The 13870-nt window shown below is 33.0% G+C and carries 15 protein-coding genes; 5 read left to right on the forward strand and 10 right to left on the reverse strand.

The window, feature by feature from the left end; genetic code table 11:
- Positions 1-25: 25 nt before the first annotated feature.
- Both NAT47_RS03795 and NAT47_RS03800 read right to left on the reverse strand, forming a co-directional pair.
- Positions 26-499, reverse strand: a complete 474-nt coding sequence (locus NAT47_RS03795) for a methylated-DNA--[protein]-cysteine S-methyltransferase (RefSeq protein WP_250580427.1) — start codon at positions 497-499, stop codon at positions 26-28.
- Positions 500-575: 76 nt separating this feature from the next.
- Positions 576-1040 carry a DUF1573 domain-containing protein gene (locus NAT47_RS03800; protein WP_250580429.1) on the reverse strand — a complete coding sequence of 155 codons (465 nt, stop codon included), beginning with the start codon at positions 1038-1040 and terminating at the stop codon, positions 576-578.
- A gap of 124 nt (positions 1041-1164) precedes the next feature.
- Here NAT47_RS03800 and NAT47_RS03805 point away from each other — a divergent pair, with 124 nt between their 5' ends.
- Together NAT47_RS03805 and NAT47_RS03810 are read left to right on the forward strand one after the other, a co-directional pair.
- On the forward strand, positions 1165-2436 hold the full coding sequence (locus NAT47_RS03805) for a sensor histidine kinase (RefSeq protein WP_250580431.1): 1272 nt from the start codon (positions 1165-1167) through the stop codon (positions 2434-2436).
- Complete coding sequence (locus NAT47_RS03810; RefSeq protein ID WP_250580432.1) at positions 2429-3115, forward strand: response regulator transcription factor; 687 nt, start codon at positions 2429-2431, stop codon at positions 3113-3115. The genes NAT47_RS03805 and NAT47_RS03810 overlap by 8 nt, the downstream gene beginning before the upstream one ends.
- Positions 3116-3117: 2 nt before the next feature.
- Here the strand turns inward: NAT47_RS03810 and NAT47_RS03815 are convergent, their stop codons facing one another.
- From NAT47_RS03815 to hemA, 8 genes are all read right to left on the reverse strand, one after another.
- Positions 3118-3531: a c-type cytochrome gene (locus tag NAT47_RS03815; protein ID WP_250580433.1), complete on the reverse strand. Its 414-nt coding sequence runs from the start codon at positions 3529-3531 to the stop codon at positions 3118-3120.
- A gap of 7 nt (positions 3532-3538) precedes the next feature.
- Positions 3539-4534, reverse strand: coding sequence for a porphobilinogen synthase (gene hemB, locus NAT47_RS03820; RefSeq protein ID WP_250580434.1), 996 nt, complete (start codon positions 4532-4534; stop codon positions 3539-3541).
- Between the two features lie 36 nt (positions 4535-4570).
- Positions 4571-6121, reverse strand: coding sequence for a serine hydrolase (locus NAT47_RS03825; RefSeq protein ID WP_250580435.1), 1551 nt, complete (start codon positions 6119-6121; stop codon positions 4571-4573).
- A 48-nt stretch (positions 6122-6169) separates the two neighbouring features.
- Positions 6170-7078: an oxygen-dependent coproporphyrinogen oxidase gene (hemF, locus tag NAT47_RS03830; protein WP_250580436.1), complete on the reverse strand. Its 909-nt coding sequence runs from the start codon at positions 7076-7078 to the stop codon at positions 6170-6172.
- Between the two features lie 63 nt (positions 7079-7141).
- The gene (hemE, locus tag NAT47_RS03835) at positions 7142-8167 is read right to left on the reverse strand and encodes a uroporphyrinogen decarboxylase (protein WP_250580437.1); all 1026 of its coding nucleotides are present in this window, start codon (positions 8165-8167) and stop codon (positions 7142-7144) included.
- A 5-nt stretch (positions 8168-8172) separates the two neighbouring features.
- Complete coding sequence (locus tag NAT47_RS03840) at positions 8173-8841, reverse strand: uroporphyrinogen-III synthase (protein ID WP_250580439.1); 669 nt, start codon at positions 8839-8841, stop codon at positions 8173-8175.
- Position 8842: 1 nt separating this feature from the next.
- Positions 8843-9766: a hydroxymethylbilane synthase gene (gene hemC / locus NAT47_RS03845; protein ID WP_250580441.1), complete on the reverse strand. Its 924-nt coding sequence runs from the start codon at positions 9764-9766 to the stop codon at positions 8843-8845.
- Positions 9766-11022 carry a glutamyl-tRNA reductase gene (hemA, locus tag NAT47_RS03850; RefSeq protein WP_250580449.1) on the reverse strand — a complete coding sequence of 419 codons (1257 nt, stop codon included), beginning with the start codon at positions 11020-11022 and terminating at the stop codon, positions 9766-9768. Before hemA ends, hemC begins: the two co-directional genes overlap by 1 nt.
- A gap of 229 nt (positions 11023-11251) precedes the next feature.
- On the opposite strand from hemA, the gene NAT47_RS03855 reads away from it, so the two are divergent.
- From NAT47_RS03855 to NAT47_RS03865, 3 genes are all read left to right on the forward strand, one after another.
- Complete coding sequence (locus NAT47_RS03855) at positions 11252-12127, forward strand: helix-turn-helix transcriptional regulator (protein ID WP_250580734.1); 876 nt, start codon at positions 11252-11254, stop codon at positions 12125-12127.
- A gap of 92 nt (positions 12128-12219) precedes the next feature.
- The gene (gene hemH, locus NAT47_RS03860; protein ID WP_250580456.1) at positions 12220-13245 is read left to right on the forward strand and encodes a ferrochelatase; all 1026 of its coding nucleotides are present in this window, start codon (positions 12220-12222) and stop codon (positions 13243-13245) included.
- Positions 13246-13248: 3 nt separating this feature from the next.
- Positions 13249-13803 (forward strand): CopD family protein, encoded by a 555-nt coding sequence (locus tag NAT47_RS03865; RefSeq protein WP_250580458.1) that lies wholly within the window; start codon positions 13249-13251, stop codon positions 13801-13803.
- Positions 13804-13870: the final 67 nt, after the last annotated feature.

Raw genomic sequence — 13870 nt, forward strand, 5'->3', positions numbered from 1 at the left:
AAAAGTGATTAAATTTTAAAAAAAACTAAAACAAACTTTCTTGTTTACTAGGATTCTCATGTTCTAAAAGCCATTTTTTGCGCCATAGGCCACCTGCGTAACCTGTAAGTGAACCATTGGTGCCTATAACTCGATGGCAAGGAATAACAATCCAAAGCGGATTTTTTCCATTAGCTGCCGCTACAGCTCTAATGGCTTTTGCATCACCTATCTTTTTGGATAATTCTATATAGGAACAAGTTTTTCCGAAGGGAATATTTATTAATTCTTGCCAAATTTTTTTCTGAAATTCTGTTCCTATTGGATTTATTTTAAAAGTAAATTTAGTTCTTTTTCCATCAAAATATTCTTGAAGTTCAGATACAGCAATCTTAAATATTTCAGGAATTTCATTAGTTATTTCTATAGGTTGATCTACTATATGAATTTTTGAAATTCCCTTAACATCGCCTGTAATTTTAATAATTCCAAGTGGTGAGAGTATGTTGATGGTTTCCATTCTTAAAATATAAAAAAACCACCTGTAATAGGTGGTTTAATAAGATGTAAAAAGCTGAATTAATAATTTTTTTGGTTTAATTAGCAGTGTTATCTAAAACTTTACCTTTAAAAGATAATGTTTTAACGGCTTCAGATCCATTTTCAGTTGTAGTAATAGTAACTGATTTTTGGAACATACCAGGTGAAGCTGCATTAAAAGTAGCAGCTACCATACCTTTTTCTCCTGGTTTGATAGGAGTTTTAGTATAATTTGCAGCAGTACAACCACAAGCAGGTCTAACATTAGTAATTAAAACAGTTTCTTTTGTATTGTTAGTAAAAGAAAATTCATAAGTAACTGGTTTTCCTTTTTCAATATCACCAAAGTCATGTATTTCTTGATCCCATTTAATTGTAGACTGTTTTGGAGTAGCTGGAGTTTTTACTTCAGCAGTTACCATTTGAGCTGGTTTAGAATTTTCTACTTTTCCTTCTTTACTTTGAGCAAATGAAAAGCTTGCAATGAATAAAGCTAAAATTGAAAATTTAATAGATTTCATACTTTATAATATTTTAGTTATTTTAAATTTGTATTACAAAACTAAAAAAGTTTTAAAAGACTCTTGTTAATTATACTCTAATGATTGTTAATGACATGTTAATGAGGGCATGCAATATTATTTTATGAAAATAAACAAATTCAATACCGTAATTTTTGCTGGGTTTTTAGCAATTGTTGGAGTAATTATCATGCAACTTTTTTTGCTTAGTCAAGCGTATAGTTTTGAAAAGAAAGATATTGAAGATAAAATTCACTTCGCACTTCAGGATGTAGTTAATAAAATTTACAAAGACAATAGAAAGGAGCTTCCTATAAGTAACCCTATTAAAAGAGTATCGGATGATTATTATATCGTTAATGTAAATGATGTTTTTGAAAATACAGTTTTAGAACAGTATTTGAAAAGTGAATTTGATAAAGTAAAATTAGAACTCAATTATGAATATGCTATTTATGATTGTAGTTCAGATGCAATGGTGTATGGAAATTATGTTTCAGCAAATGGAAAAGAGCCCTCCAAATTTTGTGAAGAATGTTTTCCTAAAAATTCAGATTTAACATATTATTTTGCAGTAAGATTTCCGAATATTGAAAAAACGTATTTCAAAAGTTTATCCCAATATTGGATTTTTACAGGCGTTTTGTTCTTGGTTTTAATTATATATGTGTATTCCGTTTTATTGATGTTAAAGCAAAAACGATATACCGATTTGCAAAAAGATTTTATTAATAACATGACGCATGAATTTAAAACCCCTTTAGCTTCCATTCTGATTGCTTCTAATTATGCCAGTACTCAAAAGGAAATTATCGACAACCCAAGATTGTCAAAGTACATGCAAATTATTATCAATCAAAGTAATAAACTGAACCAACATATCGAGAAAATTTTATATGTTGCAAAAACGGAAAGCAAGCAAATTGAAATTGAAAAATCAAAAGTAGATTTGAAGGTGTTGTTAGAATTGGTAAGAGAAAATATATTTTTAAAACATCAAAAAGAAATTAATATTGACATTCAGTTAGAGCGAAATTATGTAATTGAAGCCGACGAATTTCATTTTTATAACTTGATTTACAATATTTTGGATAACGCAGTAAAATATTCAGGTCAAAATCCAGAAATTAAAATTCAATTAAAAGAAAATTCGAAAGGATTGACTTTAAAATTTACTGATAACGGAAGTGGAATTCCTGAAAGTGATTTGCCATTTGTGTTTGATAAATTCTATCGTGTAGCAAGAGAAGACAATAAAGATATTGAAGGTTTTGGAATCGGACTTTCTTATGTGAAGCGCGTTTGCGAATGGCATAAATGGAAAGTCGAAGCTAAAAACAACGAAGAAAAAGGAATCACTATAACCATCCAAATAAACAAAAACGATTATGAGTAAAAAGCGCATTTTGTATGTTGAAGACGACGAAACCTTAGCGTTTTTAACTGCTGATAATTTAGAGCAACATTTTGATGTAACACATTGCGCCAATGGGAAAGAAGCTTTTCAATTGTTTTGCAAAGAGTCTTTCGATTTGTGTGTTTTAGATATTATGTTGCCCGATATGGATGGATTTGAAATGGCTACCGAAATCAGAAAGCGCAACAAGGAAATTCCGATTATTTTTCTTTCCGCAAAAACCATGAAAGAAGACCGAATTAAAGGTCTGAAATTGGGTGCCGACGATTATTTAGTAAAACCGTATTCGATTGAAGAATTGATTTTAAAAATCGAAATTTTCTTAAATCGAAGTCAAAAGTCGACCGATAATTTGGTCCAAAAACAATATACTTTTGGAAGTTTTCAATTTGAACCTGAGAATTATTTATTAAAAAATGAAAGCCAAAACATAACGTTAACCGAGCGAGAAGCCTCACTTTTAAAACTATTTTTAGACAACCCGAATACCGTTTTAAAACGCGAAAAAATCTTAATGGAATTATGGGGAAGCGATGATTATTTTCTTGGCAGAAGTTTGGATGTTTTTATTTCGAGATTGCGAAAAATCATAAAAGAAGAAACCCACGTGAGAATTGAAAACATTCCGCGCGTGGGCTTTAAATTGGTGGTTGAGTAATCTTACTCGAAACTCATCATATATACTTCTAAGGCTTTGCGTTCTTCAGCCGTCATTGCTTTTGTAATGGCAAAGTTGGTTTTCATGGTGTCGTATTGTGATGGGTCAACAATTGGCTTGCTTTCTTCGTTAATGAATGCTGCGATGCTAGCTTCTTTTTCTTTGTAAATTTTAGCAATTTCTTTTATGGAAGGACCAACAACTTTTGCATCGGGTTTATGACATGCGGTACACGTTCCTTTTCCTTCGAAAAGTTCTTGCCCTTTTGCTAATAATGGATCAACCGAAGTTTCAGTTGTTGTTTCTGTATTTTCTTCAACAGCATTTCCGTATTTATCAGTTTCTTTTTTATCACCACAATTTGTTACAGAAATCGCTAATGCAAAAACAACTATTGATTTTACTATCTGTTTCATTTTAAAATTACTTGTTTAATAAAATAGCCGCTTCTTTCGCAAAATAAGTCGAAATCAAGCTAGCGCCCGCTCTTTTGATACACATTAATTGTTCCATCATTATTTTATCATGGTCTAACCAACCTCTTTCTGAAGCAGCCTTAATCATCGCATATTCTCCTGAAACATGGAAAACCGTTACCGGAACATCAACAGCATTTTTCACTTCACGAACGATATCTAAATAAGCAATTCCTGGTTTTACCATGACCATATCGGCACCTTCTTCCACATCCCAAAGTGCTTCTTTAACGGCTTCTATTCGATTGGCGTAATCCATTTGATAGGTTTTTTTATCTTTTGGTACTTCTACATCCGCATCTTTTGGAGCCGAATCCAAAGCATCACGAAACGGACCATAAAAAGCTGAAGCATATTTAGCCGAATAACTCATAATTCCCACATTGTGAAATCCAGCAGCATCTAAACCTTGACGTAAACGTAAAACACGACCATCCATCATATCACTAGGAGCCACAAAATCGGCACCAGCTTGTGCATGTGAAACCGCCATTTTAACCAAAGCATCATTAGTGGCGTCATTTGCTACATCACCTTTTTCAATGATACCATCATGGCCATAAATCGAATACGGGTCTAAAGCCACATCGGGCATTATAATCATTTCAGGGCAAGCCGCTTTTATAGCACGAATGGCTCTTTGCATCAAACCATTATCGTTCCAAGCTTCTTTTCCGGTATTGTCTTTTAAATCATCGCTAACTTTTACATAAATGTTTACAGCACGAATTCCTAAAGCGAATAATTCTTTCACTTCTTCCACCGTTAAATCTAAAGTACGACGGAAAATGCCTGGCATAGAAGGAATTTCCACTTTTGTGTTTTCTCCTTCCATAATAAACATTGGAAACATAAAATCAGCCGGACTCAAGCTGGTTTCGCGAACTAAACTTCTTATAGATTCGTTTACTCTTAAACGACGACCTCTGTGTATTGGAAACATATTCTTTATTTTTTTTGCTCAAATTGAGCGTTATTTTTATTTCTTTTTCAGTAAATCTAAATCTTCAAAATCAAAACTAAAATCAGTTACACCCGAAATTGGTTTTAACTTCATTCCTTGAGCTTTTCCATTTTCATCCATTTGAAAATTTACAAAAGCATCAGCATCATAACTTCTATCATCCCATTTAATCACCATAACATTTGGTGAATAAGGAATCAATTCTCCTTTTAATCGTGGTGAATTTACACAAGAAAGGCGTAATTTTTTTCCTTCTAATGCAATTGTAACATCCCCAAACCATAAGTCAGTATAAGTTCCTGTAATTTGTTCGCTTTTTATTTGACTTTTCTTTTCCTTTTTGAAAGCTTCTGATTTAGTGAAAACGTCTAGTTTTTCTTTGTCATATTTAGCGTTAACTTTTGCCATTCTTTCACTGAAATTCTTCAACCAATTTCTATCTTCAAGACCTAGATAGGCATCTTTAATCGTATTAGTAATTACATTAAATGCAGCACCACTTTGTTGATTCGTCAAAACTATAATTCCTAATTTCATATCTGGAATTAAAGTAAATTGCGTCACTGTTCCGATTAATCCGCCAGTATGATAAACTTGTTTATGCCCTTTTACATCGGTTAAAAACCAGCCTAATCCATAACCATTAAAGTTCGAATCGTATGGGTTTTTCAAAGCAACTGGTGTAGCAATTTGAAGATTCCATAATTGAAAAATTTGTGTATCTGTAACTAATTTTTTTCCGTCTTTCGTAGTAAAACCATTCATCAAGAATTCTGCCCAAATGTTCATATCCTTAATATTACTGATGATTCCACCCGCAGCATTTCCGGTTTCATTCCAATCGTGTGGCACAGCAACTACTTTTCCATCAACGGGAGCGTGTGCATCAATAATATTCTTAACATTAGCTGCTTTTGCTCGGTTATAACTTCCATAACTTGAAGTCATACCAACAGGTTGCATGATTTTTTGTTCTATAAATTCAGCCCAAGTTAATCCGGAAACTCTGTGAATTACTTCGCCTGCAACAATGAACATAATGTTATTATAATCCAATGTATTTCTATACGAATTTTCAGGCTTTAAATATCTAACATTGTGAATAATGTCATTTACAGTAAGATTTCCACCTTCTGGGAAAAACATTAAATCTCCTTGTCCTAAACCCAATCCTGCTCTGTGCGTAATCAAATCTTTGATAGTTACTTCTTGCGAAACATAAGCATCGTGCATTTGAAATTCTGGAATATATTTAGAAACTTTATCATCGAAATTTAATTTTCCTTCATCGGCTAATATTGCTAAAGCCGTGGCAGTAAATCCTTTTGAATTAGAAGCGATTCCAACTAAAGTTTCATCCGTCATTGCTTGATTTGTAATTAAAGAGCGCACACCAAAACCTTTGGAATAAACTACTTTTCCATCCTTCACAATTCCGACAGAAATTCCAGGAACATCGAAAGTTTTTAAAGTATTTTGAATTAATTCATCTAATTTGCTTTCTTCAATTTGAGAAAAAGAAAAGAAGGAAACTAGGAGTAGCAAAAATGATAATTTAGCTTTCATAGTTAGACTTTTAAAATATTTTGTAATAATTTCTATAAGTAAAGCGTATTAAGAAATTACCCATTCAACTGGGTTTTCTAATACTTTTAATAATTTTTCCTCCTCACTACCAGCTTCTGGATGATGGTCATATATCCATTGCACATGAGGTGGTAAACTCATTAAGATACTCTCGATTCTTCCGTTGGTTTTTAGTCCGAAAAGGGTGCCTTTATCGTGAACTAAATTGAATTCTACATAACGACCACGGCGAATTTCTTGCCAAGTGCGTTGCGCATCTGTATAAGGTAAATCTTTTCTTCTTTCTACAATTGGAACATACGCTTGCAAGAATGAATTCCCAACTTCAGTTACAAAATTGTACCAATCTTCCATTTTCATGGTTTCGGTTTCTTTCAAATAATCGAAAAACAATCCGCCAATTCCGCGCGCTTCATTACGATGTGCGTTCCAGAAATACTCATCGCATTTCTTTTTATAGTTTGGATAAAATTCAGAGTTATGTTTGTCGCAAGCATTTTTACAAGTTTGGTGAAAATGTTTCGCATCTTCTTCAAACAAATAGTATGGTGTTAAATCTTGTCCGCCACCAAACCATTGGTTGATGATGTTGGCATTTTCATCATACATTTCGAAATAACGCCAATTGGCATGAACGGTTGGTACCATTGGGTTTTTCGGATGAATTACTAAACTTAATCCACAAGCAAAGAAATCAGCTTCGCCTAATCCGAACATTTTTTGCATCGTATCGGGTAATTTGCCATGAACGGCTGAAATGTTCACACCACCTTTTTCAAAAACGTTACCATTTTCAATAACACGTGTGCGACCGCCGCCACCTTCTGGTCGTTCCCAAATATCTTCACGAAATTTAGTGCCACCGTCTATGTCTTCTAAGCCTTTACAGATTTGATCTTGTAGGTTTAGTATGTAAGTGTAGAATTTATTTTTCATATTAATCAGTATTCAGTCGCAGTATTCAGTCGCAGTTTATCAGTAAACTGAAACTGAGACCGCTTACTTTTGATACTCCTTCACTGCTTCCACAAACGCCTTAGCATGGTCCACAGGAATATTTGGTAAAATACCGTGACCTAAGTTTACTATGTATTTGTCTTTTCCGAATTCGTCAATCATTTCGTGTACCATTTTTTTGATGGTTGGGATTGGAGATAACAAACGACTTGGGTCGAAATTTCCTTGTAATGTGATGTCACCACTGGTTAAATAGCGAGCGTTTCTTGGTGAGCATGTCCAATCCACTCCTAAAGCTGATGCTTTTGATTTTGACATTTCGTTTAAAGCGAACCAACATCCTTTTCCAAAAACGATTACTTCTGTTTCTTCGGCTAATGCTTCTACAATTTGGTTGATGTATTGCCATGAAAATTCTTGATAATCTACTGGAGAAAGCATTCCGCCCCAAGAGTCAAAAATCTGAATTGCATTACAACCTGCTTTTACTTTTTCTTTTAAATATAAAATTGTGGTATCGGTGATTTTTTGTAATAATAAGTGTGCTGCAACTGGATTTGAAAAACAAAATCCTTTGGCTGTATCAAAACTTTTAGAACCTTTTCCTTCTACAGCATAACAGAAAATCGTCCATGGCGAACCAGCGAAACCAATTAATGGCACTTCCTCGTTCAACATTTCTTTCGTTAGTTTTATTGCATCCATAACGTATCCTAAGGTTTCGTGAATGTTCGGAACAAAAACCTGGTTTACTTGTTCCATTGTGCGAATCGGATTTGGAATTATCGGACCTAAATTGTCTTTTAATTCTACGTGAATTCCCATCGCTCTTGGTACTACCAAAATATCCGAGAACAAAATAGCCGCATCTGGTTTTACAATTCGGATAGGTTGCACTGTAATTTCAGCAGCTAATTCTGGAGTTTCGCAACGGGTGAAAAAATCATATTTATCGCGTAATGCTCTGAACTCTGGTAAATATCTTCCAGCTTGACGCATCATCCAAACAGGTGGACGTTCAACAGTTTCTCCTTTTAATGCTCGTAAAAATAAATCGTTTTTTATCATCTTTTTTAGCTATTAGCTTTATAATAATTTATGCATTGGATAATCACATTTTCAACTGTAGGTTGATTAGCGATTACAATATTTTTTGAATACTTTTCAACTGCTTTTGCTGTGGTATTTCCGATACAAAAACAAATTTCATCAATAATAGAATTGTCTTTTACATAACTAGAAACGCCTGATGGACTAAAAAATAAAATGCTATCCATTTTCGATTGAATAGTAATGGGTGTTTCTATTGTTTCATATACTTCGATGATTTTATGTTTTAGTTTTTTCTCTTTAAGAAAATCAGGAATAGTGTTTAATCGAGAAGTTCCACAGAAAAAGGTAAAACTTTTATCAAGATATGCATCGTCTATAATTTTGATCAATTCACTAGCTTCAGGTTGGGCATTTAAAACCGTAAAACCATGATTGATCAGCATTTGTTTTGTTTTATCTCCAACACAAAGTACCGGTTTTAATATTAATTTGTCTTTGTGTTTAAGAATATTTTGAACGGTATTTTGACTCGTAAAAATCAAAATATCATTGGCGTCATCTATTTCATATGGTATCGGATTAATGCTAATAAAATCTTCATCCATAACCTTAAAACCAGCATTTAACAAAAACTGTTTCTGGTTTACAGCCAATTTTTTAGTTGATATGACCCCGATTTCTTTTGCCACTTTATTTTTTTAGTTGTGTTTTAATTTCTGCCATTAGTTCGGTTCCCCCGTTTTCTAAAATTTCTTTTGCAGCATTGAAACCTAATTTTTTCCATTCGGAAATATCATATTTTCGTTCTACAACTAATTTTTGTTTCCCGTCAATTGAAAATAATGCACCTTGAAAATGAATTTCATCCGTGTTTTCATTATAGGAAGCAAGTGCTCCAATAGGCGCTGTACAGCCTCCTTCTAAGGTTCTCAAAAATTGTCTTTCTATGTAAGTACAGATTTCTGTTTCTACATGATTTAATTCGGACAAGGCTTCTAATGAAAAAGCATCATCTGCCATAGCCACAACCATCATAGCACCTTGCGCAGGTGCAGGAATCATCCAATCTAAATTAATATAAGTATCCGGTTTTAAATTAATTCTTTCTAAACCAGCTGCTGCAAAAACAGCACCATTCCACTCGTTGTCCTGTAGTTTTTGCATACGTGTGTTTACATTTCCACGTAAATCCACTACTTTGTGATTAGGATATTTATGTAACCACTGTGCCTGTCTACGTAAACTACCTGTAGCAATAGTTCCATAAGAATTTAGAAAATCTAAATTGCCTTTATGAATTAAAAGATCTACGGTGTTAGCACGTTCCAAAACTGCTGCTTGCACAATTCCGATAGGTAAAGCTGTTGGTACATCTTTCATAGAATGCACTGCAATATCTACCTGACCGTTTATCATGGCTATGTCTAAGGTTTTGGTAAAAATTCCGGTAATTCCTAGTTCGTATAAAGGTTTATCTAGAATAATATCACCTTGAGATTTTACAGCTATAATTTCTGTTTTGTAACCTAAACCGTTAAGTTTTTTTTGTACTGTGTGTGCTTGCCAAAGGGCTAATTCGCTATCACGAGTTCCTATTCGGATGGTTTTGCTCATTATTTTGAAACCGTTTCTAATTGGAAAATCTTTTCAATCCATTCGATACTTTCGTCTACCATCGTTTCTTCATCTTTTAAATGATTGGCAAAATGATTGGTGATTTTCTGGATGATTCTTGCTGTAATTAATTCGGCTTGTTCTTCATCGAAATTGGCCAATTTTTTACGTTGAAAATTTAATTCTCCTTCTTTAATTGTATTCAGTTTTGCTTTTAAAGCATGTATAGTTGGTGCAAATTTACGCTGTTTGGTCCAAGCCATAAATTCGTCTTTAATCTCTTCGATGATGGCTTCAGCTGCAGGAATGTGTTTTTTTCTGTTTTCCAAAGTTTCATCCGTAATCTGCGAAAGTTCATCCATGTGCACTAAAGTAACCCCTTCAATTTCTTTTACATTTTCGTTTACGTTTTTCGGAATCGATAAATCTAAAATTAATAGTGGTTTTTTTAGGTTCAAAATCGTTTTGTCAACTGTAGGATTTTGTGCTCCAGTTGCCACAACTAATACGTCAGCTTTTTGAAGTTCTAATTGTAAATCAGCATAATCTTTAACAATGACATCCAATTTTTTTGCCAATTTTTCAGCCTTTTCTTTGGTTCTGTTGATTAATGTGATTTGCTCGTGTTTTGTATGTTTTACAAGGTTTTCACAAGTATTTCTTCCGATTTTTCCTGTTCCGAAAAGCAAAATGTTCTTAGCAGCAATGTCTTCCACATTTTTGAAAATGTATTGAACCGAAGCAAAAGATACCGAAGTAGCTCCTGAAGAAATTTCGGTTTCGTTTTTAATTTTTTTGCTTGCTTGGATTACGGCATTCACTAATCGTTCTAAAAAAGCATTCACTAGGTTTAATTCTTTACTCTTAACAAATGCATTTTTTAATTGACTGATAATTTCAAAATCACCTAAAATTTGACTGTCTAAACCTGTTCCTACACGGAACATGTGATTGATAGCTTCACTATTTTTGTAAACAAAAGCAACTTTTTGAAAATCTTCAACCGTTCCTTGGCTGTTCTCGCACAATAATTTAATTAGCTGAAAAGGATGTTGGGCAAAACCATAAATTTCGGTTCTATTACATGTAGAGGTTACAACTAAACTATCAATACCTTCAGCTTTTGCTTGGTGCAATAGGCTAGCCTTCGCTTGATCATCTAAGCTAAATTTTCCTCTCATTTCAGCATCTGCTTTTTTGTAACTCAAACCCACTGCATAGAAAGTTGGATGCTTTGCGAATGTATTGTTTTCCATATGATATACTCTTCCCTAAAAGTTTAACAAAATTAAATGATACTATTTTATAAAAACAACGCTAAAAGTACTTTTTATGTCGCTCAAAGTTATTTTGATATCATTTGTTCTAGATTGCAATATTTCTCCTAAATTTGTACTAAATTCAAGCTTTAATTAACGCGCTATATAGAATAATTCTAAATAACAACTAGTGTATTTGTTAGATCATATACGAAAAAATACCGCTATGGGTTCTCAAGAAGAAATAAAAATTGAAAACGACTTTATTTTGTTGCGTTTTCAAAACGATACTAATGAAACAGTTGTAGTAGAACGTTCTGTTAATCAGGGCCTTATTCAGTTTCATTTTGGACTTAAAGGAAAAGGAAAATTTGTTTTCAATCAGGGAAATTATGCCTTAGATTTAAAAGAAGAGAAATCCCTTTTATTTTATAATCCACAAAAAGAATTGCCAATTCATCTCGAATTAGCACCCCATACATGGGTGATTTCAGTAATTATTTCCATTAAAAAATTTCATGGATTGTTCTCTTCTGAAGCGGAAAATATTCCGTTTTTAAGTGAAGAAAATAAGGATAAGAAGTATTACAAAGAAAACGATATTAGTCCGTCTATGGCTATTGTTTTGAGTCAAATTTTTCATTATAACCTAAATTCATTCATCAAGAATTTATATTACAAAGGAAAAGGCTATGAGTTGTTGAGTTTGTATTTCAATCGTTCCGAAGATCCAAATGCAGAACAATGTCCGTTTTTGATTGATGAAGAAAACGTTCTAAAAATCAAAAAAGCTAAAGAAATTATGATTGCCAATATGGCAGAACCACCTACTTTAGAAGTTTTGTCAGAGCAAGTGGGATTAAGTTTGAAAAAATTAAAAATGGGATTTAAACAAATTTATGGTGATACTGTTTACGGATTTCTATTCGACTACAAAATGGATTATGCTCGTCAATTGTTAGACAGCGGTTCTTACAACGTGAATGAAGTAGGTTTAAAAATTGGTTACAGTACAGGAAGTCATTTTATTGCAGCTTTTAAGAAAAAATTTGGAACAACACCTAAAAAATATTTGATGAACTTAAATGCCAATATTGAATAATTCAATTGATTTTACAAATCGCATCATAAATAAAAAACGTATTTAAAATTTTCCTAAAAAGGGAGATTGATTACTTTTATAAAAAAAAGAAAATGAAAAAAGGAGTACTATTAGTTAATTTAGGTTCGCCGGATAGCCCTGAACCAAAAGATGTTAGAAAATATTTAGATGAATTCTTAATGGACGAACGTGTAATTGATCTTCCTTATTTGGCAAGAGTTCTGTTAGTGAAAGGAATTATCTTAAATACACGTCCAAAAAAATCAGCCAAAGCATATAAAAAAATTTGGTGGGAAGAAGGTTCGCCCTTGATTGTATTATCGAAACGATTACAAAATAAAGTTCAAGAGCAAGTGAGTATTCCTGTAGGTTTAGCAATGCGTTATGGAAATCCAAGTATCGAATTTGGTTTACAACAATTGCACAATCAGGGAGTAGATGAGGTTTTATTAGTGCCATTATATCCGCAATTTGCGATGGCTACTACAGAAACTATCTTGGTTTTAGCAGAGGAAATTCGAAAAAAGCAGTTTCCAAATATGAAATTCACGATACTTCCCGCTTTTTATAATAAACCGGATTATATTCGTGATTTATCCAATTCTATCAAATCGGCTTTAGATAATTTTAAATCGGATTATTTATTGTTTTCGTATCATGGTGTTCCAGAGCGTCACATTAGAAAATCAGATGTAACAAAATCGCATTGTAAAATAGATGGAAGTTGTTGTAATACGCCATCAAAAGCACATGAATTCTGTTATCGTCATCAATGTTATGAAACTACCAAACAAGTAGCCGAATTTTTAGGTTTGGAAGAAGGAAAATATAGCACCTCTTTTCAATCTCGATTGGGTCGTGATCCTTGGTTACAACCTTACACCGATGCCACAATTGATGGTTTAGCAAAGAAAGGAATTAAAAATTTAGCTGTAGTTACGCCTGCTTTTGTATCGGATTGTTTGGAAACTTTGGAAGAAATTGGAATGGAAGCTGCAGAAAGCTTTGAAGAAAATGGAGGCGAACATTTCTTATCCATTCCTTGTTTGAACGATAATGAAGATTGGGTAAAAACCATGAGCCGCTGGATTGATCAATGGGCATTTCAAAATCAATAAAACATGGAATTTTACAATTACATAAAATCGTTGCATTTAATCTTTGTAGTCACTTGGTTTGCTGGCTTGTTTTACATTGTTCGTTTATTTGTTTATCATGCCGAAGCCAAGCAAAAACCGCAACCTGAGCAAGATATTTTAATCAAGCAATACCAATTAATGCAATATCGTTTGTGGTATATCATAACTTGGCCAAGCGCTGTTTTAACCAGTATTTTTGCTTTTTGGATGTTGTTTTTTACAGAAGTAGGAAGGGTTTGGTTAGCCCAACCTTGGATGCATGTAAAACTAGCTTTTGTTTTTTTGTTGTATTTGTATCATTTAAAATGCCATCAAATATTCAGACAATTACAAAATAATGAGGTAAAGCATTCCTCAAGTTTCTTTAGAATTTGGAACGAAGGCGCAACTATTATTCTTTTTGCAGTGGTTTTTTTAGTAATTTTAAAAAATGCTCTCAATTGGATTTTTGGAGTTGTTGGAATTATAGCATTCTCGATATTATTAATGGTAGGTTACAAATTGTATAAAAAAGTTCGAGAGAAAAATAACAGCTAATTTTTAGCACAATTAATGGACAGAATATTTAATTTTAAAAACCTTTCTTTACGAGTAAGAATATTTC

The organism is Flavobacterium fragile (genome assembly GCF_023634865.1).
In the GTDB taxonomy this organism is placed as follows: domain Bacteria; phylum Bacteroidota; class Bacteroidia; order Flavobacteriales; family Flavobacteriaceae; genus Flavobacterium; species Flavobacterium fragile.

Bases quoted from the DNA above. Each gene is read 5' to 3' on its own strand.
- NAT47_RS03795 (WP_250580427.1), bottom strand. From the start codon at position 499: ATGGAAACCATCAACATACTCTCACCACTTGGAATTATTAAAATTACA.
- NAT47_RS03800 (WP_250580429.1), bottom strand. From the start codon at position 1,040: ATGAAATCTATTAAATTTTCAATTTTAGCTTTATTCATTGCAAGCTTT.
- NAT47_RS03805 (WP_250580431.1), top strand. From the start codon at position 1,165: ATGAAAATAAACAAATTCAATACCGTAATTTTTGCTGGGTTTTTAGCA.
- NAT47_RS03810 (WP_250580432.1), top strand. From the start codon at position 2,429: ATGAGTAAAAAGCGCATTTTGTATGTTGAAGACGACGAAACCTTAGCG.
- NAT47_RS03815 (WP_250580433.1), bottom strand. From the start codon at position 3,531: ATGAAACAGATAGTAAAATCAATAGTTGTTTTTGCATTAGCGATTTCT.
- hemB (WP_250580434.1), bottom strand. From the start codon at position 4,534: ATGTTTCCAATACACAGAGGTCGTCGTTTAAGAGTAAACGAATCTATA.
- NAT47_RS03825 (WP_250580435.1), bottom strand. From the start codon at position 6,121: ATGAAAGCTAAATTATCATTTTTGCTACTCCTAGTTTCCTTCTTTTCT.
- hemF (WP_250580436.1), bottom strand. From the start codon at position 7,078: ATGAAAAATAAATTCTACACTTACATACTAAACCTACAAGATCAAATC.
- hemE (WP_250580437.1), bottom strand. From the start codon at position 8,167: ATGATAAAAAACGATTTATTTTTACGAGCATTAAAAGGAGAAACTGTT.
- hemC (WP_250580441.1), bottom strand. From the start codon at position 9,766: ATGAGCAAAACCATCCGAATAGGAACTCGTGATAGCGAATTAGCCCTT.
- hemA (WP_250580449.1), bottom strand. From the start codon at position 11,022: ATGGAAAACAATACATTCGCAAAGCATCCAACTTTCTATGCAGTGGGT.
- NAT47_RS03855 (WP_250580734.1), top strand. From the start codon at position 11,252: ATGGGTTCTCAAGAAGAAATAAAAATTGAAAACGACTTTATTTTGTTG.
- hemH (WP_250580456.1), top strand. From the start codon at position 12,220: ATGAAAAAAGGAGTACTATTAGTTAATTTAGGTTCGCCGGATAGCCCT.
- NAT47_RS03865 (WP_250580458.1), top strand. From the start codon at position 13,249: ATGGAATTTTACAATTACATAAAATCGTTGCATTTAATCTTTGTAGTC.